The following is a 25,672-nucleotide window of genomic DNA, read 5'->3' as shown; positions in this document are numbered from 1 at the left end:
TGTGCATTTTTGACATAGCCCTGCGACACTGGCGCGCCGCTAAGAATGGGTATGTATAAATATACAGTACTGACTTCCGCTTTTCCAGGGAGGGGCCGGCCGGCAGATCGTTGAAGCGCTGCCGGATATGGACCGGAAAAAGAAAAAGGCCGGAAAGCTTTCGCTGACCGGCCTTTCTAAATGCTTGGTGGGGCGTGAGTGACTCGAACACTCGACCTACGGATTAAGAGTCCGCTGCTCTACCAACTGAGCTAACGCCCCCAACAGAAGAAAGATTATGCCCGTGTATTTTGGACTTGGCAAGCCCTTTCTGCGAATTTCCTCAAAATATTTCGTGGCGGCGACGGCCGCCGTCGCCGCGGTAATGAGCCATCGCAGTTGGCGCGCTCCCGGTATGATGACGTCCACACCCGTTGCGCGGCGGTCGCGCAACGTTTTCTGGACATTCGAAGATGGACGAAAACGCAGTCCGCGAATTGCTGGATCGCCTGCTGGCCCCGTGGGTCCGCTCGCTCGGTCTGGTCCCCGTATCGATCGGCGACGACAGCGTCACGATGCGCCTGCCGTTTTCCGGCGAATTCCGTCATTCGGGCGGGGTCATCTGCGGCCAGGTGTTCACGGCCGCCGCCGACACCGCGATGGTGGTCGCGATCTCGGCCGCGCTCGGCGAGTTCCGGCCGATGACCACCGTCTCGCTGAACACGAACTTCATGCGTCCGGTGCGCAAGGGCGACGTGCTCGTCACCGCGCGCGTGCTGCGGATGGGCCGCAACCTGGTATTCGGCGAAGTCGAGCTGTTCGACGAGGACGGCAAGATGGCCGTTCACGCGACGTCGACCTACGCGCTCGTCAGCTGAGCGGCGCCATGTTCGACCAGATCGTCTTCGCGGGCGGCGGCAATCGCTGCTGGTGGCAGGCCGGCTTCTGGGACGTCGCGCAGCCGGCGCTCGGCCTGCGCCCGCGCGTGATCGCGGGGATCTCGGCCGGCGCGGCGACCGCCTGCATGCTGTATACACGCGACGCCGCGTGGGTGATGCGCTATTACGAGGAAGCGCTGCGCCACAACCGCAAGAACGCGTACTGGGGCAACCTGTTCGGCCGCGAGCCGGTGTTTCCGCATTACCGGATCTACCGTCAGGCGCTGCTCGACATCTACGGCGAGCCGTTCGCGCGGCTCGCCGACGCGCCGGAGATCCGCATCGGCGTGTCGCACGTGCCGCGCTGGCTCGGCGCGCGCAGCGCGGTCGCCGCGGGCCTCGTCGCATACAACATCGAAAAGTACCTGCGCAAGACGCTGCACCCGACGCTCGGGCGCACGCTCGGTTTCCGGCCCGAGTTCGTGCGCGCGCAGGCGTGCGCGAGTGTCGAGGAACTCGCCGACCTGATCCTGCAGTCGTCGTGCACGCCGCCGTTCACGCCGGTGCTGCGCCGCGGCGGCCGGCCGGTACTCGACGGCGGGATGGTCGACAACGTGCCGGTCGACGCGCTCGACACGTCGCCGGGCGACGTGCTGGTGCTCGTCACGCGGCTGTATCCGCGCCCGCAGATGTTCACGGTCGCGCACGGCGACCAGCGGCGGCTGTATGTGCAGCCGTCGAGCAAGGTGCCGATTTCGAGCTGGGATTACACGAGTCCGTCGCAGATGCGGCATGCATACGATCTCGGACGGCGCGACGGCGAGCATTTCCTCACGCGCGTCGACGCAATGACGGGCGGCCGCGTGGCCGCCTGAAGGCGGGGAAGGCGGGAAGCCCGGCAGCAGAGCCGCGCGGCGAGCGCGGCCCGTGCCGGTCAGCACCGGTCGGAGTCGGTCAACGCACGCGGCGCGGCGTCAGCGCTTCCGGATTGACGACGCTCGACATATCGCCCTGGTCGAACGCGAGGATGTTCTTGAACGCCGCGCTGAAATAGAGCTCATAGCTTTCGCGCTCGACGTAGCCGATGTGCGGCGTGCAGATCACGTTTTCCATCCGCAGCAGGCTGTAGCCCTGCAGGATCGGCTCGCTCTCGAACACGTCGATCGCGACCATCCCCGGACGGTTGTGCGACAGCGCGTTGACGAGCGCGTTCTCCTCGAGCAGCTCGGCACGGCTCGTGTTGACGAGCAGCGACGTCGGTTTCATCCGCATCAGGTCTTCCTGCTTGACGATCCCGCGCGTGTCGTCGTGCATGCGCAGGTGCAGCGACAGCACGTCGCTCTGCTCGAACAGCGCTTCGCGGCTCTCGGCGGCCGTGTAGCCGTCGGCGCGCGCGGCCTCGAGCGAATGCTCGCGGCCCCAGATCAGCACGTTCATCCCGAACGCCTTGCCGTAGCCGGCGACCAGCCGGCCGATCTTGCCGTAGCCCCAGATGCCGAGCGTCTGGCCGCGCAGTACCTGGCCGAGGCCGAAGTTCGGCGGCAGCGCCGACGTCTTCAGGCCCGACTGCTGCCACGCACCCTGCTTCAGGTTCGCGACGTATTGCGGAATGCGGCGCTGGGCGGCCATCACGAGCGCCCAGGTCAGCTCGGCGGGCGCGACCGGCGAACCCGTGCCTTCGAGCACCGCGATGCCGCGGTCGGTACACGCTTCGAGGTCGATGTGGCTCGAGATGCGGCCGGTCTGGCTGATCATGCGCAGGTTCGGCAGCTTGGCGAGCAGTTGCGACGAAATCGGCGTGCGCTCGCGAATCAGCACGAGCGCCTCGACTTCCGCCAGGCGGCTCGCGAGTTGCCCCAGGCCGCGTACCGTGTTGTTGAAGACCTTCACGTCGTGCTCGGCGAGCATCTCGAAGCAGTTCAGCTTGCGGACGGCGTCCTGGTAGTCGTCGAGGATGGCAATTTTCATGATCAGCGGGAGTCGCGCGTTGAAAGCGGCAGCGGCGGCGGCGCAGGTCGCGCACCCGTCCCGCCCGGCCGGGGCCGACATGATGCTACGTCGGCGCACGTCGTGGTGTCTTTTTAACAGGTTGTTACGCTCCGCCGCAATCGGCGCCGGCCTGAGCCGGCGCCGCTCCCCTCGGACGCGTCGGGATGCGATGTTGTGTCGCATCAGACACGTCCTTTCTGATTCGGCAGCTTACCGGAGGAGGTTCACCCAATTGTTGCTTCAATCAGAATAATTGGATCATCCATTCGCGATGAGTGAGGATTTTTGACTATTTTTATCGTCAAGGCGGCCCTTGTTGAGCAACTCTGCATCATTTCCGCTGTCGTAGGAGAATTACGCATTTGCTTCAACTTTTTGAAGTTGTAACAGCGGCAGGAGTCGTTATGGATCATTTGCAGTCGATGCGCGTGTTCGTCAAGGTTGCGGATCTCGGCAGTTTCGCGCGGGCCGCGAGTGCAATGGATATTTCCAACGCGGTCGCGACGCGTCACGTCGCCGATCTGGAAGGCCGGCTCGGCACGCGCCTGCTGAACCGCACCACGCGCAGCCTTTCGCTGACGGAGTCGGGCCAGGTCTATCTGGAGCGGGCGCGCCAGATTCTCGATGAGCTCGAGGATGTCGAGCAGATGGTCGTCGCGCGCAATCACGAGCCGGTCGGCACGTTGCGCATCGTCGCGCCGGTCGTGTTCGGCCTGCACAACCTTGCGCCCGTCCTGCAGTCGTACACCGAGAATTTCCCGAAAGTGGTGCCGGATCTGACGCTGGTCGACCGCCAGGTCGATCTCGTCGAGGAAGGTTTCGACGTCGGCATCGTCGTGACGCGCCAGATGCGCAGCGCGAGCATCGTCACGCGTCGGCTGACCACGGGCTGCATGACCGTGTGCGCGACGCCGAGCTACCTGGAAAAGCACGGCGTGCCGACCCATCCGGAGCATCTCGCCGAACACCCGGCGCTGAGCCTGCCGACCGAATACTGGGGCGACGAGCGCGTGTTCACCGGGCCGGACGGCGAAGTGCGCGTGCGCCCGACCAACGTGATCGTCGCGAACAATACCGCGATGCTGCGCCAGTTCGCGCTGCTCGGGATGGGCGTCGCGATCCTGCCCAGCTACCTGATCGGCAGCGACATCGCGCGCGGCGCGCTGGTCCGGCTGCTGCCGGATTTCCGGCTGCCGCAGGTCGAGATCAACATCGCGTATCCGAGCCGGCGCCACCTGCCCGCGAAGGTGCGCACGTTCATCGACCACCTCGTCGAATATTTCAGCCACTCGACCGACGCGATGATGGGCGAACAGTGGGCCGCACAGAGCGCGGCGCCTGCGCCGATCGGCGTCGAGATGCGTGCCGAGCCGCCCGGGTCGACCGACCCGAACCTGCAGCCGCGGCTCGCGCGTTCGCCGCGCGCGCGCGTCGCGGTGCCGTCGCCGCTGTAACGGCGCGGCGGCCGCGCACCGGCACGGCCGGCAGCAGGCACCAAGAAAAAACGCGGATCGAGTGATCGATCCGCGTTTTTTTATCGACGGTTCACCGGCGTACTGCGGGCCGGGCAGACCCCGGCGCTTGGTGCGTCAGGAGCCCGTCTTGCGCGCCGTCGTCTTGCGGGCGGCGGTCTTGCGCGCCGGTGCCGGTTTCTCGTCGGCGCCTTCCGTCACGGTTTCGGCGTCCTTCGTCGCCGATTTTGCCGTCTTCTTCGCGGCCGCGGCCTTCGGTTCCTTCTTCTCGAACTCGAAACCGATCTTGCCGTCCGGCTGCTTCACGAGGAATGCCTTGAAGTTGCGGCCCGTGCGCGACGACTTGAAGTTCGGCAGCAGATCCGTGCGGCCGTCGGCCAGCAGTTTCGCCATCTGCTCGCGCGTGATTTCCTGCTGCAGGATCACCTTGCCCGAACGGAAGTCGCAGGTCTTCGGATTCGCGACCGAGTGCTCGCACACATAGCTCATCCCGTGCTCGAACACGCGGCCCTTGCACTTCGGGCATGCGCCGACCGGTTCCTGCGCGGAGAAGTCGGGCGCTTCGCCTTCCTCGCCGCCCTGGTCCTGGCCGAAGTCGAACTCGAGCTTGTAGTTCTTCGTTTCGTCGTCGAACGAGAGCTTCAGGATCGCCGAGAACGGACGGCCCATCTTGCTGCGGAAGCCGGACAACGGGCCGATGGTTTTTTCCCGCAGCAGCTCCTCGACTTCCGCGATCTCGAACTGCCGGCTGCCCGGAATCTTCGAGATCGAGAACTCGCACTTCGTGCATGCGAAGCGGCGGTAGTTTTCCTTCACCTGGCCGCCGCAGTTCGGGCACGGCGTCTCGAGCGTCGCGTAATCGCCGGGGATCGTGTCGGAATCGTATTCCTTCGCGCGCTTGACGATCTGCTGCGTCATGCGGGCGATTTCCTGCATGAACGCGTCTCGCCCGAGGTTGCCGCGCTCCATCTGCGACAGCTTGTATTCCCATTCGCCAGTGAGCTCGGGCGCGGTCAGCTCCTTCACGCCGAGCCCGCGCAGCAGCGTCATCAGCTGGAATGCCTTCGCGGTAGGGATCAGCTCGCGGCCTTCGCGCACGAGATACTTCTCGCCGAGCAGGCCTTCGATGATCGCCGCGCGCGTCGCCGGCGTGCCGAGGCCCTTCGCGGCCATCGCCTCGCGCAGCTCGTCGTCCTCGACGAGCTTGCCCGCGCCTTCCATCGCGGACAGCAGTGTCGCTTCCGAGTAGCGTGCGGGCGGCTTCGTGACGAGCGCGACGGCGGCGATCTCGTCCGTCTTCACCTTCTCGTCCTTCTGCACCGGCACGAGGTTCGCGTCCGCGCCTTCGGCGTCGCGGCCGTACACCTGCAGCCAGCCCGGCTCGACGAGCACCTTGCCTTCGGTCTTGAAGTGATGGCCGGCGACTTCGGTGATCCGCGTCGTGACGCGGAACTCGGCCGCCGGGAAGAACACCGCGAGGAAGCGCTTCACGACCATGTCGTACAGCTTCTGCTCCGGCTCGGACAGCGACTTCGGCGCCTGCAGCGTCGGGATGATGGCAAAGTGGTCGCTGATCTTCGAGTTGTCGAAGATCCGCTTGTTCGGCTTCACCCAGCCCTTGTCGAGCACCTGCTTCGCATGCGGCAGGTAGTTGTGGCTCTCCTTGAGCATCTCGAGCGTGGACTGCACCGTCGAAATGTAGTCTTCCGGCAGCGCGCGCGCGTCGGTACGCGGGTACGTGAGTACCTTGTGCTTTTCATACAGCGCCTGCGCGAGGCCGAGCGTGTTCTTCGCGGAGAAGCCGAAGCGGCTGTTCGCTTCGCGCTGCAGGCTCGTCAGGTCGAACAGCAGCGGCGACAGCTGGGTCGACGGCTTCGATTCCTCGGACACCGTGCCGACCTGGTCGCGGCACGCGGCGACGATCGTTTCGGCGGCCGGCAGGCTCCAGAGGCGCGAGTCGCGCTTTTCCGGATCGAATTCGTCGCGCTTGAATTTCGGGTCGAACCACTTGCCTTCGTAGAAGCCGCCCGCGCATGCGAACTCGGCCTTCACTTCCCAGTAGTCGCGCGGGATGAAGCGGCGGATTTTCTCTTCACGTTCGACGACGATCGACAAGGTTGGCGTCTGAACGCGGCCGACGGTCGTCAGGAAGAAGCCGCCGCCCTTGCTGTTGAACGCGGTCATCGCGCGCGTGCCGTTGATCCCGACCAGCCAGTCGGCTTCCGAGCGGCAGCGTGCGGCGTCGGCGAGCGGCTGCATGTCCGAGTCGGTGCGCAGGTGCGCGAAACCGTCGCGAATCGCCTGCGGCGTCATCGACTGCAGCCACAGGCGCTGGACCGGCTGCTTCGCCTTCGCGTGCTGCACGATCAGGCGGAAAATCAGCTCGCCCTCGCGCCCCGCGTCACATGCGTTGATCAGGCGATCGACGTCCTTGCGCTTCATCAGCTTGGTCAGGACTTTCAGGCGCGACTCGCTTTTTGCGATCGGATTCAGGTCGAAATGCGGGGGGATGACGGGCAGATGAGCGAAGCTCCATTTCCCGCGCTTGACCTCGTACTCTTCCGGGGCGGCGATTTCCAGCAGGTGGCCGACCGCGGACGACAGGACGAATTCGTCGCTCTCGAAGTATTCGTCATGCTTGGTAAAGCCGCCCAAAGCGCGCGCGATGTCGTTCGCGACAGAAGGCTTTTCCGCAATGATCAGAGCTTTGGACATGACAGATGTGTGTTGGTAGACCGGGTTCGCCGGCGTGGGTCCCTTTTACGACGGCTTTATAGCACACGCCGCAGCGACGGCGGCTCGGCGTGCAAAAAGCGGCTCATCATAGAGGGGGGGCGCAACGGCGGCAAGCGCGCCCGGCGCGGCGGCACGCGCAACGGCGCGAAAAGCCGCCCGGCCGGTGCGCGGTTCACGCCTCGACGTTCAGGATATTGCGCAATTTCGGTGCGTGCGGCGCGCCGGGCACGGCGCTCAAGTCGGACAGCATCCGTTCGACGATCGTCGCGTGCGGCAGCACCGTGCCGAAGAAGCGCGCGGTGTTCGCGTCCTCGATCAGGATCGTCGGGAAATTCTCGACGTCGAGATCGTCGAGCCGGTCGGCATGGGTTTCGATGTCGATCCACGCGAAGCAGGCGTCGGGATGGCTATCGGCGAGCTGGTCGAAGGCCGTCCGGTAGTCGCGGCAAGTGCCGCACCACTCGGCGCACAGGCAGGCGACCAGCAGCGTGTCGGGATCGGCGAGGCGCTCGGCGATCCGATCGGCATCGGTGTCGAGATTCAGCGCGGGCATGGAATTCCTTGGGTAGCGTCGGCGGCACGGGCCGCCCTATGCGGGGGACTGTAGCACGCCGGACGCGGGCGGAGTGGGCGCCACGTCAAGCCGCGCGAAGCGTCCGCCGGGCACGCTCGCGACGCGGCCGGCCAGTTCGAGCGCGAGCAGCGCGCGGTGCAGCGCGTCATCCGACAGGCCGCTGTGCTCGGCGAGCCACTCGTAAGTAACGGGGCCGTATCCCAGTGCGGCGAGCACGGATCGCTCGGTCGGGTTGTCGGGCGGCACGCCTTCGTTTGCGGCCGATGCGATGGATGGAACGGCGCAATCCGGTTTCCCGACATGCTCACCCGCGCGTCGCCCCAGCGTGCCGGATGTTTCGCCGTTATCGGGGCGCGTACCCGAATTCGCCGCGGCGTGGGCGGTGTGCGCTGCCGGTTTGTCCAGCCCGTACTCCTCGAGCACGTCGAGCGGTGTCGCGGTGAGCTTCGCGCCGTCGCGGATCAGCGCGTGGCAGCCCTGCGCGAGCGGCGCGTGGATCGAGCCCGGCATCGCGAACACGTCGCGGCCCAACTCATTCGCGAGGCGTGCGGTGATCAGCGAGCCGGAGCGCGGCGCGGCTTCGACGACGAGCACGCCGAGCGCGAGCGCGGCGATCAGCCGGTTGCGCTGAGGGAAATGCGACGCCCGCGCGGGCGTGCCGAGCGGCCATTCGGACAGGATCACGCCGCGCGCGGCAATGTCGTGCGCGAGCGTGCGGTGCCGCGCCGGATAGACGAGATCGGTGCCCGTCGCGATCACCGCGACCGTGCCGGCGCGGCCGTCGAGCCCGCCGCGATGCGCGGCGCCGTCGATGCCGAGCGCGAGGCCGGAGACGATCGCGAGCCCCGCGTCGGACAGCGCATGGGCGAAGCGCGTGGCGTCGGCGAGCCCTTGCGGCGTCGCATGGCGGCTGCCGACCACGGCGAGCCCGCGTGCGTGCAGCAGGTCGAGCCTGCCCTTTACATATAGCAGCGGCGGCGGGTCGTGCAGGTCGCGCAGCCGTGGCGGATAGACGGGATCGTTGAGCGTGACGATCGCGTTGCCCGGTGTATCGAGCCATGCCAGTGCGGCGTCGGTGCAGGCGTCGAGGTCGTCCCGCTCGCTGGCGCGCACCGCCCGCGCGGCGGCGGGGGGGGGGGGGGGGGGGGGGGGGGGGGGGGGGGGGGGGGGGGGGGGCGGGCCCGCGCGGGCGCCGCGCGCCGCGCCGGGGGCGCGGGGCGCCCGCCGCCGCCGCGGCCCCCCCCCCCCCCCCGGGGGGGGGCCCCGCCCGCCCCCCCCCCCCCCCCCGGGCCCCCCCCGCCCCCCCCCCCCGCCGGCGAGCCGAATGCGTCGAGCAACGCATGCAGCACGGCGGGTGAGATGCCCGGCGCATGCGCGAGCTGCAGCCACGCGCGCAATGCGGAAGTCGTCAGCGCTTGCGGCGACATGAGGTTCCCCTCGAACGCGGCGGCCAGCGGAGCGCGTGGCGCCATGATAAAATTTTCATCATCCGAAATACTCGACAGGGCCGCGCGCACGAGCGCCCGGCCAATTGCAGGAGGCATGACCCGCGGCGTTGATATGCCGCGCGTCTGCCTCATCTTCATTGCATCCCGGCGGCGGCGCCAGCCGGCCGGATGGCCGATGCGGCACGCCGCTCCACCGAATACCGAACACCATGGCTTTGCTGAACATTCTTCATTACCCCGACAAGCGACTGCACAAGGTCGCGAAGCCCGTCGACAAGGTCGACGACCGGATCCGCAAGCTCGTCGCCGACATGGCCGAAACCATGTACGCCGCGCCGGGCATCGGCCTCGCGGCGACGCAGGTCGACGTGCACGAGCGCGTGATCGTGATCGACGTCTCCGAGGAGAAGAACGAGCTGCGCGCGTTCATCAACCCCGAGATCATCTGGTCGAGCGACGTGAAACAGGTCTACGAGGAGGGCTGCCTGTCGGTGCCCGGGATCTACGACGAAGTCGAGCGTCCCGACCACGTCCGTGTACGTGCGCTCAACGAGCACGGCGAGACTTTCGAGCTCGACTGCGAGGGCCTCCTGGCCGTGTGCGTGCAGCACGAGATGGATCACCTGATGGGGCGCGTGTTCGTCGAATATCTGTCGCCGCTGAAGCAGACCCGCATCAAGACGAAGATGAAGAAACTCGAACGCGCGATGTGACGCGCGTGTGCCCAGCCCGATCCCGAACGCTGTCATGACCCATACGTTGCGCGTGATTTTTGCCGGCACGCCGGAATTCGCCGCGGCCGCACTCGCCGCGATCCACGAGGCCGGTTTTCCGGTGCCGCTCGTGCTCACCCAGCCCGATCGCCCGGCCGGGCGCGGGATGAAACTGCAGGCGAGCGCCGTGAAGCGCTATGCCGTCGAGCACGGGATGCCCGTCGCGCAGCCGCCGTCGCTGCGCCGCGCGGGCAAGTACCCGGCGGAGGCGGCCGACGCGATCGAGCTGCTGCGCGCGACCCCGCACGATGTGATGGTGGTCGCCGCATACGGCCTGCTGCTGCCGCAGGAAGTGCTCGACATTCCGCGTGCCGGCTGCATCAACATCCACGCGTCGCTGCTGCCGCGCTGGCGCGGCGCCGCGCCGATCCACCGCGCGATCGAGGCCGGTGACGCCGAGACGGGCGTCACGCTGATGCAGATGGACGTCGGCCTCGACACCGGCGCGATGATCGAGGAAGCGCGCGTCGCGATCGCGTCCGACGACACGACCGCCACGCTGCACGACCGGCTCGCCGCCGACGGCGCGCGGCTGATCGTCGATGCGCTGGTGCGGCTCGAGCGCGACGGCACGCTGCCCGCCACGCCGCAGCCGGCCGACGGCGTGACCTATGCGGAAAAGATCGGCAAGCACGAAGCGGCGCTCGACTGGCGCAAGCCGGCCGACGTGCTCGCGCGCCAGGTGCGCGCGTTCGACCCGTTCCCGGGCGGCGTCGCCACGCTCGACGGCGCGGCAATCAAGCTGTGGGCGGCCGAGCCGGTGGCGGCGCGCGGCACGACTGTCGACATGGCGCCCGGCACGATCGTCGAGGCTGCGCCGGAGGGCGTGGTCGTCGCCTGCGGCAGCGGCGCGCTGCGCGTCACGCAACTGCAGAAACCGGGCGGCAAGCGGCTGCCCGCGCGCGAATTCCTGGCCGGCTCGCCGCTCGCCGTGGGCCAGCGCTTCGCGTTGCCTGACGCGGCCTGAGCGTCATTCGACACGGCATCGCGTCCGCGCGCAATCGGCCGGATGGCCGAGTCGCGCAGCGCGGCGGGCGCGCGTAGAATTTCCCTGCGCATTCCGGTTTCGAGGTTCTCATGCTTGGCATCACCCATTTCGGCTTCTTCGTGCTCGCGGTCTTCCTGCTGAACGTCACGCCCGGCCCCGATACGGCGTACATCGTCGGCCGCAGCGTCGCGCAGGGCCGTGGCGCGGGGCTGATGTCGGCGCTCGGCATCTCGGCCGGCTGCTGCGTGCACACGCTTGCGTGTGCATTCGGCCTGACCGCGCTGCTCGCGGCGTCGGCGGCCGCGTTCACGGCGATCAAGCTGGTCGGTGCCGCTTACCTGATCTACCTCGGCGTGCGCATGATCATCACGAAGCAGGCCGCCGCGCCGGCAGGCGCCGAGGCGGCGCAGGCCACGGCCGCGAAGCCGCTGCGCCAGTTGTTCATGCAGGGTTTCTGGACCAACGTGCTGAATCCGAAGGTCGTGCTGTTCTTCGTGTCCTTCTTCCCGCAGTTCGTGTCGGCCGACAGCCCGCACAAGGCGCTGGCGTTCCTGGCCCTCGGGTCGGTGTTCCTCGTGATGAGTACCGTCTGGAGCTGCATCGTCGCGTGGGTCGCGGGTAGCGTCACGCAGCGCTTTTCCGGCAAGCCGGGCGTCAGGAAATGGCTTGATCGCACGGTGGGCAGCGCCTTCGTCGGCCTCGGGCTGCGGCTCGCGGCGACGCAACGCTGAAATTGAATTTTTCCGGCAAGACCTTATCTAACAAATCGCTTACAATTTTCCGCCGTGCATTGTGAAGTCGGCGGGTCCCCTGACGGATAAGGAGTGGGTATGTTCAATTGGGTCAAAACGGCGATGCTGATGGCCGCGATCACGGCCCTGTTCATCGTGATCGGCGGCATGATCGGTGGCTCGCGCGGCATGACGATCGCGCTGCTGTTCGCGCTCGGCATGAATTTCTTCTCATACTGGTTCTCCGACAAGATGGTGCTGCGCATGTACAACGCGCAGGAAGTCGACGAGAACACGGCGCCGCAGTTCTACCGGATGGTGCGCGAGCTCGCCACGCGCGCGAACCTGCCGATGCCGCGCGTCTATCTGATCAACGAGGACGCGCCGAACGCGTTCGCCACGGGCCGCAACCCCGAGCACGCGGCAGTCGCCGCGACGACGGGCATCCTGCGCGTGCTGTCCGAGCGCGAGATGCGCGGGGTGATGGCGCACGAGCTCGCGCACGTGAAGCACCGCGACATCCTGATCTCGACGATCACCGCGACGATGGCGGGCGCGATTTCGGCGCTGGCCAACTTCGCGATGTTCTTCGGCGGCCGCGACGAAAACGGCCGTCCGGCCAACCCGATCGCGGGGATTGCGGTCGCGCTGCTCGCGCCGATCGCCGGTGCGCTGATCCAGATGGCGATCTCGCGGGCGCGCGAGTTCGAGGCCGACCGCGGCGGCGCGCAGATCTCCGGCGATCCGCAGTCGCTCGCCACCGCGCTCGACAAGATCCATCGCTATGCGGCAGGCATCCCGTTCCAAGCGGCCGAAGCGCATCCGGCCACCGCGCAGATGATGATCATGAACCCGCTGCACGGCGGCGGCCTGCAGAACCTGTTCTCCACGCACCCGGCGACCGAGGAACGCATCGCGCGCCTGATGGAGATGGCCCGTACCGGCCGCTTCGACTAAGTCGCGCAGCGCTCGACACATCGCCCCGCATGCCCCGCGCTGCGGGGTGTTTCATTTGTGCGCCCCGTAAAGGGGCCGCATGACCTCACGCTACAATGCGCGGTTTGGAATCGCGGCGGCCATGCGGCCGCAGGGTTCCCGCCGCTCGCGGCACCCGTTTGCCGATTTTGCTCCGATGACACGAACCCGTTCCTCCGCCCCGTCTTCCTCCGGCCGCCCGGCGCGCCCGTCCGCGCTGCATCTCGCGCCCGATTCGCTGGGCTTCGCGCTCGACGCGGCCGCGCAGGCAGTCGATGCGGTGCGGCGCGGCACCGCGCTGCCGGCGGCACTGGCCGCGGTGTTCGCGCAGATGCCGGCCGGCACGCAGGCGCTCGCGCGTGGCGCGACGCAGGACGTTGCATACCGGACGATGCGTCGTCTCGGGAGCGCCGATTGGCTGATCGGCCGGCTCGTCAGCAAAGCGCCGCCCGCGCATGTGCATGCGGTGCTCGCCGGCGCATTCGCGCTGCTGCTCGATCCGGAGGAAACGGCTGCATATCCGGCGTTCACGATCGTCGACCAGGCCGTGACTGTAATCGGCGCGCGACGCGAATACGCGTTCGCGAAGGGGCTGGTCAACGCGGTGCTGCGGCGTTTCCTGCGCGAGCGCGACGTGCTCGTCGCGGCGCTGCAGGACGATCCGGTCGCGCGCTGGAATTACCGCACCTGGTGGGTCGACGCGGTGAAGCGCGCATGGCCCGACGCATGGCAGGCGATCCTCGCGGCCGGCGAGCGCCAGGGGCCGCTGACGCTGCGTGTGAACGCGCGCCGCGCGAGCGTCGACGCGTATCTCGACACGCTGCGTGCGAGCGGGATCGACGCGACCGCGATCGGCCGTCACGCGGTGCGGCTCGCGTCGGCGCTGCCGGTCGATCGCATTCCGGGCTTCGCCGATGGCGTCGTGTCGGTGCAGGACGCAGGCGCGCAGCTCGCGGCCGAATGGCTCGGTGCGCGCGACGGCATGCGCGTGCTCGACGCGTGCGCGGCACCGGGCGGCAAGACCGGGCATATCCTCGAACTGGCCGACGCGGAAGTCGTTGCGCTCGAAAGCGACGCGACCCGCGCGGCGCGCATCGGCGAGAACCTCGCGCGCCTGTCGCTCGCGGCGGACGTGCGCGTCGGCGACGCGGGCGCACCGGACGCGTGGTACGACGGCCGTCCGTTCGATCGCATCCTGGCCGACGTGCCGTGCTCGGCGTCCGGCATCGTGCGCCGTCATCCCGACATCCGCTGGCTGCGCCGCGAAGCCGACATCGCCGCGCTCGTCGCGGAACAGCGCCGCATCCTGAGCGCGTTGTGGCCGCTGGTGAAACCGGGCGGCGAACTGCTCTACGTGACCTGTTCGATCTTCCCCGAGGAAGGTGAATTGCAGGCGCGCTGGTTTGAAGCGGCCTGTGAAGATGCGGTACGATTGGACGCGCCCGGCCAACTGCTGCCGGGCGGCGTGCACGGCGGGGCGGCCGGCGCACGCGACCAGAACACCGATCACGACGGATTTTTCTACGCGCGGTTTCAGAAACGGTGACGATCAAACACCTTTTTCCACTTCGGCTTGCGGCCGTCCTGCTGGTCGCGTTGACGCTGTGCCTGACGGTCGTTCGGCCGGCGCGCGCCGAGTCGATCGCCGTGCAGCGTGCATCGCTGCAGGCTGACGGAAGCGGCTGGAGCCTCGATGCCCGCTTCGATTTCGAGCTGAATCCGAACCTCGAGGATGCCGTCAACAAGGGCATTCCGCTGTACTTCACGACCGATTTCGAACTGGGCCGCGCGCGCTGGTACTGGTTCGACGAGCAGCCGGTGTCGGTGTCGCAGACGATCCGGCTGTCGTTCCAGCCGCTCACGCGCGAGTACCGCGTGTCGACGGGCGGCCTGCAACTCGGCTTCCCGTCGCTGAAGGACGCACTCGCGGTCGTCCGGCACATCACGTCGTGGCACGTGATCGACCGCAACCAGGTGCGTGCCGGCGAAACCTACACGGCCTCGGTGCGGATGCAGCTCGATACGGCGCTGATGCCGAAGCCGTTCCAGGTCGACGCGGTGAACAACCGCGACTGGACGCTCGGGTCGGACTGGAAGCGCTTTACCTTCACGGTGACCGAACGTGCTAAATAAAGTGCGCCGCGCGGCCAGCGGGAAGAGCCTCCTCGTTCGCGTGATCGTCTCGACCGTCGCGATCACCGCATTGCTGCTGCTCGTGCTGCTCGCGGCCGCGAGCGCGAACACCGAATTCTTCGACCGCTACTACTCGTGGCTGTACGCGACGAATATCGTCGTCGCGCTCGTGTTCCTGCTCGTGGTGCTCGGGCTGATCGGGATGATCGTCGTGCGCCTGAGGAAGGGCAAGTTCGGCACGCGGCTGCTCGCGAAGCTCGCGGTGTTCTTCGCGCTCGTCGGCGTGGTGCCGGGCGGGATCATCTACATCGTGTCGTACCAGTTCGTGTCGCGCAGTATCGAGTCGTGGTTCGACGTGAACGTCGAGACCGCGCTGACGGCCGGCCTGAACCTCGGCCGCGGGATGCTCGACGCGTCGCTGTCCGACCTGCAGACGAAGGCGCGGCTGATGTCCGACCAGCTCGCGAGCGTCGATGCGAACACGAACGGCACGACGCTCACGCTCTTGCGCCTGCGCGACCAGTTCGGCGTGCAGGATGCGACGATCGTCGAGCCGAGCCGCGGCGGCTCCGGCGCGGCGCCCGACCTGCACATCGTCGCGCAGGCATCGGGCAATTTCGCCGCGCTGATTCCGGACGACCTGCCGACACCGCTGATGCTGAGCCAGGCGCGCGAACACGGCGCGTATGCGGCGATCGAGGGCGAGGTCGACGGCGACCCGCGCGCGCATGGCGCGAAGGGCGCGCTGCGGCTGCGCGTCGTGCGGCCGATTCCCGATGCGACGACGTCGCTGCTGCAGCCGGCGGAGCGGTTCCTGCAGCTCACGCAGCCGGTGCCGCCCACGCTCGCGCACAATGCGGACGCAGTGCAGCGCGCGTATCGCGAGTACCAGGAAAAATCGCTCGGCCGCACGGGCTTGCGCAAGATGTACATCGGCACGCTGACGCTCGCGCTGTTCCTCGCGACCTTCATCGCGATGATGCTCGCGCTCGCGCTCGGCCAGCAGCTCGCGCGGCCGCTGTTCCTGCTCGCGCAGGGCACGAAGGAGATCACGGAAGGCGACTACACGCCGAAGCGCGAGATCAAGTCGCGCGACGAGCTCGGCTTCCTCACGCAGTCGTTCAATGCGATGACGCGCCAGCTGTCCGAGGCGCGGCTCGCGGTCGAGAAGAACCGCGTCGCGCTCGAGCATTCGAAGACCTATCTCGAGAGCATCCTCGCGAACCTGACCGCCGGCGTGTTCGTGCTCGACCGCCAGTTCCGGCTGACGACGGCCAACCGCGGCGCCGAGCGAATTTTCCGCCAGCCGTTCGGCGCGATGATCGGCACGGCGCTCGACCGGATCGGCGTCGTCGCGGAATTCGGCGCGATGGTGCGCAAGGCGTTCGCCGATCGCGAAGCGGCGTCCGACGACGGCGGCGGCGACCGCGGCCACTGGCAGCAGCAGTTCGCGATCGAAGTGCCGGGCGAAGCCGATCCGCTGACCTTGCTCGTACGCGGCACGCGCCTCGTATCGACCGTCGAGGGCGAGGCCGACGATCCGCAGACGTCCGGCTACGTCGTCGTGTTCGACGACATCTCCGACGTGATTTCCGCGCAGCGTTCGGTCGCATGGGGCGAGGTCGCGCGGCGGCTCGCGCACGAGATCAAGAACCCGCTGACGCCGATCCAGCTGTCGGCCGAGCGGCTGCAGATGAAGCTGTCCGACAAGCTCGCGCCGCCCGATGCCGACGTGCTCAAGCGCGGCGCGACGATGATCGTCAACCAGGTGGCCGCGATGAAGCGGATGGTGGACGACTTCCGCGAATATGCGCGCACGCCGCCGGCGGTGCTCGCCAACCTGCAGCTGAACGAACTGGCGAGCGAGGTGCTCGGGCTGTATGGTGTCGGCGAAGGCAAGAGCGCGATCGTCGCCGAACTCGCGCCGTCGCTGCCGGTGATCCGCGGCGACGCGACGCAACTGCGCCAGGTGATTCACAACCTGCTGCAGAACGCGCAGGATTCGGTCGCGGAAGTCGCGCATCCGCGTGTGTTGATCGAAACCAAGACAGTAGAATATGGCGACCCCGACGCCGAGGGCAAAACGCGCGTCGCGGTACGTCTTACCGTGTCCGACAACGGGCCCGGTTTTCCGGCACGCATCCTGACCCGTGCGTTCGAGCCTTACGTGACGACGAAGGCGAAGGGCACGGGGCTCGGATTGGCCACGGTCAAGAAAATCGTCGATGAGCACGGCGCGCGGATCGATCTGCGCAATCGCATGCACGGCGAGACCGTCGAGGGTGCGCAGGTGTCGATCCTGTTCCTGCAGATGGCGAGCGATACGCCAGGCGTCGAATCCGGCGCGCAGGGCGGGGCGGCTCCCGCCAAGACAAAAGCAAGTGTGCAGACAAAGGCAGCGTAAATGGCAACCATCCTGGTGGTAGATGATGAAATGGGCATCCGGGAATTGCTCTCGGAGATCCTCAGCGATGAAGGACATGTCGTCGAGGCGGCGGAAAACGCGCAGGCCGCGCGGGAATACCGTCTGAATCAGGCGCCCGATCTCGTGCTGCTCGATATCTGGATGCCCGATACCGACGGCGTCACGCTGCTCAAGGAATGGGCGGCGCAGGGCCTGTTGACGATGCCCGTGATCATGATGTCCGGGCACGCGACGATCGATACCGCCGTCGAGGCGACGAAGATCGGCGCACTCGATTTCCTCGAGAAGCCGATCGCACTGCAGAAGCTGCTGAAGTCCGTCGAGCACGGTCTCGCGCGCGGCGCGGCACCGGTGTCTGCCAATGCGGCGGCGAAGGCGGGTGGCGGCCAGGCATCGGGCCAGGCGGCGGTCGCGTCCGCGGCCGCGCTGCCGACGCTCGGCGACGACATGGCCGCGGCGCTCGGCCTCGCGGGCCAGACGGCCGCGATTTCGTTCGACATCCCGTTGCGCGAAGCGCGCGACGCGTTCGAACGCGCGTACTTCGAATATCACCTCGCGCGCGAGAACGGCAGCATGACGCGCGTCGCGGAGAAGACGGGCCTCGAGCGCACGCACCTGTATCGCAAGCTCAAGCAGCTCGGCGTCGAGCTCGGCAAGAAGCCGTCGGAAGGGGCCGTATAAGAAATTTCACGAAACCCCTTGTGCGACTCAATAAAGCTCGATATACTTTGTTTCTTCGTTGGCCCGGTAGCTCAGTTGGTAGAGCAGCGGATTGAAAATCCGCGTGTCGATGGTTCGATTCCGTCCCAGGCCACCAGCAGTTCCAACCCCAAGAATCGGAAGGTTCTTGGGGTTTTTCGTTTGTGGTGGGTTCGCGCGGCGTCGGCGGTGCGTCCGGCAGCATTCGCCGGGGCGTGATAAAATCCGTGCCCGCTCAATGACTTAGCGCATCGCTTCATGCGCACGGCAAGGTTGCCCGCAGGCGCTGCCGTGATGTGCGGCAACGAAGCCGCGCGATGGGCGGTATAAGCGCTCCGCCGCGTTCGCGGCCGACCGCGCTGCCTATACTGGTCGAGCCGGCGCAGGCCGGCACGCGTCGGGCCGCCCGGCGGCAGCCGGCCCCGGGGCGCAGCGCGACGCGAGCCTACACATTCACGGAGTATCACGGTGATTCGGACAGACGCTAAAGACGGCGCGCTCGTGTTGTTTTCCGGCGGGCAGGACTCGGCCACGTGCGTGGCCTGGGCCCTCGAACGCTACCAGACGGTCGAGACGCTCGGCTTCGATTACGGCCAGCGCCACCGCGTCGAACTCGAATGTCGCGAAGGCGTGCGCGACGCGCTGAAGCGTCAGTTTCCCGCCTGGGCCGACCGCCTCGGCGACGATCACATGGTCGACCTGTCGGTGCTCGGCGCGATCAGCGATACCGCGATGACCCGCACGATCGAGATCGAGACCGCGGCGAACGGCTTGCCGAACACGTTCGTGCCGGGCCGCAACCTGCTGTTCATGACGATCGCGGCCGCGATCGCCTATCGCCGCGGCTTGCGCGTGCTGGTCGGCGGGATGTGCGAGACCGATTTCTCGGGCTACCCGGACTGCCGCGACGATACGATGAAGGCGCTGCAGGTCGCGCTGAACCTCGGCATGGACACGCGCATGGTGCTCGAGACGCCACTGATGTGGCTCGACAAGGCGCAGACCTGGCAACTCGCCGAGCAGCTCGGCGGCGAGGCGCTCGTCGAGCTGATCCGCGTCGAGACGCACACGTGCTACGTGGGCGAGCGCGCGGAACTGCACGACTGGGGCTTCGGCTGCGGCGAATGCCCGGCCTGCAAGCTGCGCAAGCGCGGCTACGAGGCCTACCTGAAGGGCGAGCGCGTGACCGAAGCACCGCTGTGACGCGGGTGCGCCGGCAGTGCCGGATGGATAACGGATTCTGATCGACAACGAGCGGCGCGAGCCGGACGAAGCACGATGACTTACGCGGTCAAGGAAATTTTCTACACGTTGCAGGGCGAGGGCGCGAACGCGGGCCGTCCGGCCGTGTTCTGCCGGTTCGCCGGCTGCAATCTGTGGTCGGGTCGCGAAGAGGATCGGGCGGACGCCGTGTGCCGCTTCTGCGATACCGACTTCGTCGGCACCGACGGCGAGAACGGCGGCAAGTTCAAGGACGCCGACGCGCTCGTCGCGACGATCGCCGGCCTGTGGCCGGACGGCGAGGCGCACCGCTTCGTCGTCTGCACGGGCGGCGAGCCGATGCTGCAGCTCGACCAGCCGCTCGTCGACGCGCTGCACGCGGCGGGCTTCGAGATCGCGATCGAGACCAACGGCTCGCTGCCGGTGCTCGAGACGATCGACTGGATCTGCGTGAGCCCGAAGGCCGACGCGCCGCTCGTCGTCACGAAGGGCAACGAACTGAAGGTCGTGATCCCGCAGGACAACCAGCGGCTGGCCGATTACGCGAAGCTCGATTTCGAGTATTTTCTCGTGCAGCCGATGGACGGCCCGTCGCGCGATCTCAATACGAAGCTCGCGATCGACTGGTGCAAGCGGCATCCGCAATGGCGGCTGTCGATGCAGACCCACAAATATCTGAACATTCCCTGAGCCACGGCTTTTGACATCGTGCTGATTACCCGAAAACTCGAATTCGACGCGGGCCACCGCATTCCCGATCACCGCAGCCAGTGCCGCAACCTGCACGGCCATCGCTACGTGCTCGAAGTCACGCTGCGCGGCGATCTCGTCGATACCGAGGGGGCGCCCGACCGCGGCATGGTAATGGACTTCGCCGACGTGAAGGCGCTCGCGGTCGAGCACCTCGTGAACAAGTGGGATCACGCGTTCCTGGTCTACGCGCGCGACGAAGTCGTGCGCTCGTTCCTCGAGCAGATGGCCGACCACAAGACCGTCGTGCTCGACCGGATCCCGACCGTCGAGAACCTCGCGGCGATCGCGTTCGACATCCTCGCGAACGTGTACGACGCGCACTACGGCGTGAACCTGCGCCTGGAGCGCGTGCGCCTGTACGAAACGCCGAACTGCTGGGCCGACGTCGAGCGCCAGCCCGGCCGCTGATCCTGCCTTCCCGGCAGCCCCGCCAGCCGGCGCGGGCTGCCTGCCGCCACGCCGCGCGGCCTCGCCCGGCGCCGTTCCCCGCCTGTTCCCACATTCCGCGTGACGCCGCGCTATGATCGTTGCGTGGCACCGGAAAACGCATCCGTGCGACATCGCGCGGCCCGCGCTGTCAGATCCGCTGCTCACGACCGACTGACGTTCCAGGGCCCGGTCCGGCGCCGCCGGGCATCGCGGCCCGGCGCATTGCGCCCGCTTCGCCCGTTGCTTGTCCCGTTCGATTGCCGTTCCGTCCAGGAGCCCGTATCGATGAGCACGCTCACCAATTCCCTCAAACAACGCCTGCACGACGGCGACGAGCCGCTGTACGGCCTGTGGCTGTCGCTCGGCTGCGATTCGGCCGCGGAAGCGCTCGCCCACGCCGGCTACGACTGGCTCTGCATCGACATGGAGCATGCGCCGAACGACAGCCGCGACGTCGCGTCGCAACTGCGCGCGCTGGCCGCCGCGCACCTGCCGAGCGAGCCCGTCGTGCGTGTGCCGGGGCGCGAGCCGTGGCTCGTGAAGCGCGCGCTCGACGCCGGCGCGCGCACGCTGATGTTCCCGTGCATCGAGACGCCCGACGAGGCCGCGCACGCGGTGCGGCTCACGCGCTTCCCGTCGCCGGATTCCCCCGACGGGTTGCGCGGCGTGGCCGGCATGGTGCGTGCGGCGGCGTTCGGCATGCGCCGCGATTACCTGCAGACGGCGAACGCGCAGGTCGCGGTGATCGTGCAGATCGAATCGGCGCGCGGTATCGACGAAGTCGAGCGGATCGCCGCGACGCCGGGCGTCGACTGCCTGTTCGTCGGCCCGGCCGATCTGGCGGCAAGCCTCGGGCACCTCGGCGACAGCCGCCATCCGGACGTCGAAACCGCGATCGCGCGCGTGCTCGCGGCCGGCAAGCAGGCCGGCGTCGCGGTCGGCATCTTTGCGAGCGATACCGCAACCGCGCGCCAGTATCGCGAGGCCGGCTTCCGGATGATCACGCTGTCGGCCGACGTGAGCTGGCTGCTGCGTGCGACGCGCCAGGCATTGCAGGAGGTGCGGTCATGAACGATGGCGACGGCGCGGGGCACGATGGTGTGCGGCTTGCGGCCGGTGTACGCGGGCGGATCGGCGCGCTGCTCGGGCTGTGGGCCGTATGCGTCGCGGCGGTTGCGCAGAATGCGCCGCACGCGAAGCCGGACCCGGCGCGCGAGACGCAATCCGCAGTGGCCGACTACAACGCGGGCGACTATCGCGCGGCGCTGGTGCAGTTCCACGACGCGGCCGAACGCGGCGACCGGCTCGCGCAGTTCAACTACGCGATGATGCTGCTCACGGGTGTCGGCGTGACCGCGAACGTCGACGAAGGGCTGCGCTGGCTGAAGCGGGCGGCCGACGCGAACATGTCGCATGCGCAGTACGTGTACGGGCGCATGTTCGACGACGGCGAGTTCGTTGCGCGCAACCCGGCCGAAGCGCACCGCTGGTTCCTGCGCGCGGCGAAGCAGGGGCACGTGCAGGCCGAGCTGTCGCTCGCGAACCAGTTCCTCGACGGGCGCGGCACGCCGCGCGACAACCGGCGGGCGTTCGAGTGGTACAAGCAGGCGGCCGACGCGGGCGAGCCGACCGCGCAGTACGTGACCGCGTCGTTCTACGAGCGCGGTGGCGACGGCGTCACGCAGAACCTGAACATCGCGCGCGCGTATTACGCGGCCGCGGCCGCGCAGGGCGACGAGACGGCCGGGCTGAAATTCAAGGAACTGAGCGCGCGGCTCAAGGCGCAGGAGCCTGCATCGGGCGCCGGTGCGGATCATGGGAGCCCGCGCGCGACGCCACCGCAGTGAGTAGGCAGCGCCGGCGCCATGCGATACGCGCAGAACGAAAAAACGGCGCCGAGGCGCCGTTTTTCATTACTTGCGACTGCGTGCCGTGTCGCGCCGCGCCGTCAGCTCTTCATCAACCGCCGCTGTCGCCCGACGCTCATGATCATGCCGATCGCGACACCGAGCGTCGCGAGTGCGGTGCCGCCGTAACTCATGAACGGCAACGGCACGCCGACGACGGGCAGCACGCCGCTCACCATCCCGATGTTGACGAATGCGTAGACGAAGAACGCGAGTGTGAGCGAGCCCGCGAGCAGCCGGCCGAACAGCGTCGCGCCCTGCGCGGCGATATAGAGTCCGCGTGCGATCAGCGCCATGTACAGCGTCAGCAGCACGAGGCCGCCGGCGAGCCCCCATTCTTCCGAGAACACCGCGAAGATGAAGTCGGTGTGCTTCTCCGGAATGAATTCGAGGTGGGCCTGGGTGCCCTTCAGGTAGCCCTTGCCGAGCGCGCCGCCCGAGCCGATCGCGATCACGGCCTGGATCGTGTGGAAGCCCTTGCCGAGCGGGTCGGAGGTCGGATCGAGCAGCGTGCACACGCGGTGCTTCTGGTAGTCGTGCATCAGCGGCCACTGCACTTCGGGCTGGCAGATGCGCTCTTCGAACACGGCGATCGAGCCGACCGCGATCACGCCCGCGACGAGCACCGGCACGATCAGCTTGAACGACAGGCCCGCGAGGTAGATCACGAAGAAGCCGGCCGCGAACACGAGCAGGCCCGTGCCGAGGTCGGGCTGCTTCGCGATCAGGCCGACCGGCACCAGCAGGATCGCGAACGCGGCGATGAAGTCGTACCAGCGCAGCCCGCCTTCGCGGCGCTGGTAGTACCACGCGAGCATCAGCGGTGTCGCGATCTTGAGGATTTCCGACGGCTGGATCACGACGCCGACGTTCAGCCAGCGCTTCGCGCCCTTCTTGGTCATCCCGAACAGCGCGACGGCGACCAGCAGCGTGACCCCGAACGTATAGAGCGGGACCGCGAAGCGCATCAGTGTCGTCGGCGGGATGTTGGCGATCACCCACATCAGCACGAACGTCAGCAGGATGTTGCGCAGCTGATCCTCGACGCGGCCCGGCATGTCGATCGACGCGCTGTACAGCGTGACGATGCCGACGCACAGCAGCAGGAACACGATGAGGGCGAGCGGGCGGTCGAAGCCCGCGAACATCTGCTTGATCTTGTCGAGCCAGGCGCGCTTGTCGAATTGCATGCCTTTCTCCGTTAATGAGCGGTGCCGGCGTTCACCGCTTTCGCGGAGGCCGTGACACGGAAGTTGTCGTCGCGCGGCGCGGCGGCGAGCGGCTGCGCGTCGCTGGCGGGCCGGCGCGGCCGGTGCGGGCGCCGGATCGGCGGCAGGCTCGCGGCCCTCGGCGCCGCGGCGCTCGCGTCGGCGGGCTGCGCCGCGCTTGCCGCGGCCGCACCCGACGCATCGGGCGCCGACGCGGCCGATGCCGCATCCGCCGCGCTGGCCGCGGCCGGCACGACGGGCTGCGGCAGCGCCTTGAAGCCGGCCGCGACGGACACGGCCTTCGAGGCATCGCCGATCACCGGTGCGCTGATCGGCTCGGTCGCCGACGCGGCGGCGGCGACGGCGGCCGCCTCGTTCTCCGGTTTCTGGCGCTCGACGAGATAGAAGTCGAGCACGCGGCGCGCGATCGGGCCCGCGGCCTGCGCGCCCCAGCCTCCGTTCTCGACGACCAGCGCGAGCGCGATCTGCGGATGGTCGACCGGCGCGTACGCGATGAACAGAGCGTGGTCGCGCAGGTGCTCGGCGAGCAGGTGGCCCTTGTAGTTCGAGCCCTGCAGCGAGAACACCTGCGCGGTACCGGTCTTGCCGGCCGCGAGGTACGACGCGCCGCGGAACACCTTGTACGCGGTGCCGGACGGATTCTCGATCACGTTCTCCATCCCGCGCTTCACGACATCGATGTCGGCCTGCTTGAGCGGGATCGTTTCACTTTCCTTCGGCACGGTCAGGTGGCGCCCGCGCGTGATCGGATCCTCGACTTCCTTCACGAGGTGGGGCTTCATCACGACGCCGTTGTTCGCGAGCGTCGCGGTGGCATGCGCGAGCTGCAGGATCGTGTACGAGTTGTAGCCCTGGCCGATCCCGAGGCTGATCGTCTCGCCGTCGAACCACTTCTGCTGCGCGGCCTTCTTGAACGCTTTCTTCTTCCAGTCGGTCGACGGCAGGATCCCGCGCGCCTCGCCCTGGATGTCGATGCCGGTGATCTGGCCGAAGCCGAACGGCTTCATGAAGTTCGCGATCGCGTTCACGCCGAGATCGCGCGCGAGCATGTAGAAGTAGGTGTCGTTCGACACCATGATCGCCTTGTTCATGTCGACCCAGCCCTGGCCCGAGCGCACGTCGTTGCGGAACGTGTGCCCGCCGAACGTGAAGTAGCCGGGATCCTGGAAGCCCCAGCCCGGCGTGCGCTTACCGAGCGTCAGGCCGGCCAGCGCCATGAACGGCTTGTACGTCGAGCCGGGCGGGTAGGTGCCGTGCAGCGGGCGGTTCAGGAGCGGCTTGTCGGGCGAGTTGTTCAGTTCGTCCCAGGTCTGCTGGTCGATGCCGTCGACGAACGAGTTCGGGTCGAAGCTCGGCGACGACACGAACGCGAGCACGTCGCCCGTCTTCGGCTCGATCGCGACGAGCGCGCCGCGCTTGCCGGCGAACGCCTGCTCGGCGACCTGCTGCAGCGCGATGTCGAGCGACAGCACGAGGTTGTTGCCGGGCGTCGCCTGCGTGCGCGACAGCGTGCGCACGGGCCGGCCGCCGGCCGTCACCTCGACTTCCTCGAAGCCCGTGAGGCCGTGCAGCTCGGTTTCGTAGCTCTGCTCGACGCCGATCTTGCCGATGTAGTCGGTGCCCTTGTAGTTGTTCGCGTCGCGGCGCGGATCGTAGTGTTCCTGGTCGCTGTCGTTGTCGTCGCTCATCGCGTCGATGCGATCCTGGTCGCGCTTCGAGATCCGGCCGATGTAGCCGATCACGTGCGCGGCCGTCATGCCGAGCGGGTACTGGCGGAACAGCCGCGCGCGCACGTCGACGCCGGGAAAGCGGAAGCGCTGCGCGGTGAAGCGCGCGACTTCCGCGTCGGTGAGGCGCGTGCGGATCGGCAGGCTCTCGAAGTTCTTCGAGTCTTCCTGCAGCTTCTTGAAGCGGCGGCGGTCGCGCGCGTCGATCGGGATGATCTCGGACAGCTTGTCGATCGTGTTGTCGAGCGTGTCGTCGAGCTTCGACGGCGTGATCTCGAGCGTGTAGGCCGAATAGTTCTTCGCGAGGACCACGCCGTTGCGGTCGGTGATGATCCCGCGGTTCGGCACGATCGGCGCGACCGAGATGCGGTTTTCCTCGGCCTGCAGCGCGTATTTGCCGTGCTGCATCAGCTGCAGGTAGAAGAAGCGGCTCGCGAGCAGCCCGAAGCAGACGAACACGAACACGCCCGCCGCCGCGACGCGCAGGCGGAACTTCGAGAGCTGCTGTTGGGTGTCGTTGAATTCGGTCATGCGGTTACGATCGATCTGGCCCGTGCGCGGCGAGCGCGCGCGGGCGAGGAGCCGCCCCGGAGCGCGGCGCGCGGG

General features: G+C 67.7%; 21 protein-coding genes, 2 tRNA genes and 1 pseudogene. 17 read left to right on the top strand and 7 right to left on the bottom strand.

What is annotated here, in order from left to right; genetic code table 11:
- Nucleotides 1-185 precede the first annotated feature (185 nt).
- Nucleotides 186-261, bottom strand: a tRNA-Lys gene (locus DIE04_RS14400).
- Nucleotides 262-452: 191 nt separating this feature from the next.
- Here DIE04_RS14400 and DIE04_RS14395 point away from each other — a divergent pair.
- Together DIE04_RS14395 and DIE04_RS14390 are read left to right on the top strand one after the other, a co-directional pair.
- The gene (locus tag DIE04_RS14395; RefSeq protein ID WP_044847342.1) at nt 453-857 is read left to right on the top strand and encodes a PaaI family thioesterase; all 405 of its coding nucleotides are present in this window, start codon (nt 453-455) and stop codon (nt 855-857) included.
- 8 nt (nt 858-865) lie between these two features.
- Complete coding sequence (locus DIE04_RS14390) at nt 866-1,732, top strand: patatin-like phospholipase family protein (RefSeq protein ID WP_124486709.1); 867 nt, start codon at nt 866-868, stop codon at nt 1,730-1,732.
- A gap of 79 nt (nt 1,733-1,811) precedes the next feature.
- Here the strand turns inward: DIE04_RS14390 and DIE04_RS14385 are convergent, their stop codons facing one another.
- The gene (locus tag DIE04_RS14385; protein WP_044847344.1) at nt 1,812-2,825 is read right to left on the bottom strand and encodes a D-2-hydroxyacid dehydrogenase family protein; all 1,014 of its coding nucleotides are present in this window, start codon (nt 2,823-2,825) and stop codon (nt 1,812-1,814) included.
- A gap of 425 nt (nt 2,826-3,250) precedes the next feature.
- Between DIE04_RS14385 and DIE04_RS14380 the strand changes: the two genes are divergently transcribed.
- On the top strand, nt 3,251-4,300 hold the full coding sequence (locus DIE04_RS14380) for a LysR family transcriptional regulator (RefSeq protein WP_124520562.1): 1,050 nt from the start codon (nt 3,251-3,253) through the stop codon (nt 4,298-4,300).
- Between the two features lie 135 nt (nt 4,301-4,435).
- Here the strand turns inward: DIE04_RS14380 and DIE04_RS14375 are convergent, their stop codons facing one another.
- The 3 genes and pseudogenes from DIE04_RS14375 to dprA form a co-directional block, all read right to left on the bottom strand.
- Entirely contained in the window at nt 4,436-7,033 is a 2,598-nt protein-coding gene (locus tag DIE04_RS14375) for a DNA topoisomerase III (protein ID WP_044847346.1), read from the bottom strand.
- Nucleotides 7,034-7,226: 193 nt separating this feature from the next.
- Nucleotides 7,227-7,607, bottom strand: a complete 381-nt coding sequence (locus DIE04_RS14370) for a thioredoxin family protein (protein ID WP_124520561.1) — start codon at nt 7,605-7,607, stop codon at nt 7,227-7,229.
- Between the two features lie 36 nt (nt 7,608-7,643).
- Nucleotides 7,644-9,100: pseudogene (dprA, locus tag DIE04_RS14365) on the bottom strand (DNA-processing protein DprA).
- A gap of 185 nt (nt 9,101-9,285) precedes the next feature.
- Here dprA and def point away from each other — a divergent pair.
- The 14 genes from def to DIE04_RS14290 all read left to right on the top strand — a co-directional run bounded on the left by def (nt 9,286) and on the right by DIE04_RS14290 (nt 22,050).
- Complete coding sequence (gene def / locus DIE04_RS14355) at nt 9,286-9,789, top strand: peptide deformylase (protein ID WP_057924826.1); 504 nt, start codon at nt 9,286-9,288, stop codon at nt 9,787-9,789.
- A 34-nt stretch (nt 9,790-9,823) separates the two neighbouring features.
- On the top strand, nt 9,824-10,816 hold the full coding sequence (gene fmt / locus DIE04_RS14350) for a methionyl-tRNA formyltransferase (RefSeq protein WP_124486706.1): 993 nt from the start codon (nt 9,824-9,826) through the stop codon (nt 10,814-10,816).
- Between the two features lie 110 nt (nt 10,817-10,926).
- Nucleotides 10,927-11,568, top strand: coding sequence for a LysE family translocator (locus tag DIE04_RS14345; RefSeq protein ID WP_124520559.1), 642 nt, complete (start codon nt 10,927-10,929; stop codon nt 11,566-11,568).
- A gap of 99 nt (nt 11,569-11,667) precedes the next feature.
- On the top strand, nt 11,668-12,525 hold the full coding sequence (gene htpX, locus DIE04_RS14340; RefSeq protein WP_006485774.1) for a zinc metalloprotease HtpX: 858 nt from the start codon (nt 11,668-11,670) through the stop codon (nt 12,523-12,525).
- Nucleotides 12,526-12,700: 175 nt separating this feature from the next.
- Entirely contained in the window at nt 12,701-14,089 is a 1,389-nt protein-coding gene (rsmB, locus tag DIE04_RS14335; RefSeq protein WP_124486705.1) for a 16S rRNA (cytosine(967)-C(5))-methyltransferase RsmB, read from the top strand.
- Entirely contained in the window at nt 14,086-14,676 is a 591-nt protein-coding gene (locus tag DIE04_RS14330; protein WP_044847362.1) for a DUF4390 domain-containing protein, read from the top strand. The genes rsmB and DIE04_RS14330 overlap by 4 nt, the downstream gene beginning before the upstream one ends.
- A complete protein-coding gene (esaS, locus tag DIE04_RS14325; protein ID WP_044847353.1) occupies nt 14,666-17,080 on the top strand; it encodes a sensor histidine kinase EsaS in 2,415 nt (804 codons plus the stop codon). Before DIE04_RS14330 ends, esaS begins: the two co-directional genes overlap by 11 nt.
- Nucleotides 17,081-17,782 (top strand): response regulator transcription factor EsaR, encoded by a 702-nt coding sequence (esaR, locus tag DIE04_RS14320; protein WP_124520558.1) that lies wholly within the window; start codon nt 17,081-17,083, stop codon nt 17,780-17,782. It begins immediately after the preceding gene.
- A 60-nt stretch (nt 17,783-17,842) separates the two neighbouring features.
- Nucleotides 17,843-17,918, top strand: a tRNA-Phe gene (locus tag DIE04_RS14315).
- A 350-nt stretch (nt 17,919-18,268) separates the two neighbouring features.
- Entirely contained in the window at nt 18,269-19,003 is a 735-nt protein-coding gene (gene queC / locus DIE04_RS14310; protein WP_044847355.1) for a 7-cyano-7-deazaguanine synthase QueC, read from the top strand.
- 75 nt (nt 19,004-19,078) lie between these two features.
- On the top strand, nt 19,079-19,711 hold the full coding sequence (gene queE, locus DIE04_RS14305) for a 7-carboxy-7-deazaguanine synthase (protein ID WP_044847356.1): 633 nt from the start codon (nt 19,079-19,081) through the stop codon (nt 19,709-19,711).
- A gap of 18 nt (nt 19,712-19,729) precedes the next feature.
- Entirely contained in the window at nt 19,730-20,182 is a 453-nt protein-coding gene (gene queD / locus DIE04_RS14300; RefSeq protein ID WP_044847357.1) for a 6-carboxytetrahydropterin synthase QueD, read from the top strand.
- Between the two features lie 306 nt (nt 20,183-20,488).
- Complete coding sequence (locus DIE04_RS14295; RefSeq protein ID WP_044847358.1) at nt 20,489-21,274, top strand: HpcH/HpaI aldolase/citrate lyase family protein; 786 nt, start codon at nt 20,489-20,491, stop codon at nt 21,272-21,274.
- Nucleotides 21,271-22,050: a tetratricopeptide repeat protein gene (locus DIE04_RS14290; protein WP_124520557.1), complete on the top strand. Its 780-nt coding sequence runs from the start codon at nt 21,271-21,273 to the stop codon at nt 22,048-22,050. The genes DIE04_RS14295 and DIE04_RS14290 overlap by 4 nt, the downstream gene beginning before the upstream one ends.
- Nucleotides 22,051-22,151: 101 nt before the next feature.
- On the opposite strand, the gene rodA is transcribed toward DIE04_RS14290, so the two are convergent.
- Both rodA and mrdA read right to left on the bottom strand, forming a co-directional pair.
- The gene (rodA, locus tag DIE04_RS14285) at nt 22,152-23,300 is read right to left on the bottom strand and encodes a rod shape-determining protein RodA (RefSeq protein WP_044847360.1); all 1,149 of its coding nucleotides are present in this window, start codon (nt 23,298-23,300) and stop codon (nt 22,152-22,154) included.
- A gap of 11 nt (nt 23,301-23,311) precedes the next feature.
- Entirely contained in the window at nt 23,312-25,597 is a 2,286-nt protein-coding gene (gene mrdA / locus DIE04_RS14280) for a penicillin-binding protein 2 (RefSeq protein WP_124486701.1), read from the bottom strand.
- Nucleotides 25,598-25,672 lie beyond the last annotated feature (75 nt).

It is taken from the genome of Burkholderia sp. Bp8994 (assembly GCF_003853805.1).
Lineage (GTDB): Bacteria > Pseudomonadota > Gammaproteobacteria > Burkholderiales > Burkholderiaceae > Burkholderia.
The sequence above is the reverse complement of the archived record's forward strand: the minus strand, read 5'-3'. Positions and strand labels throughout refer to the sequence as shown.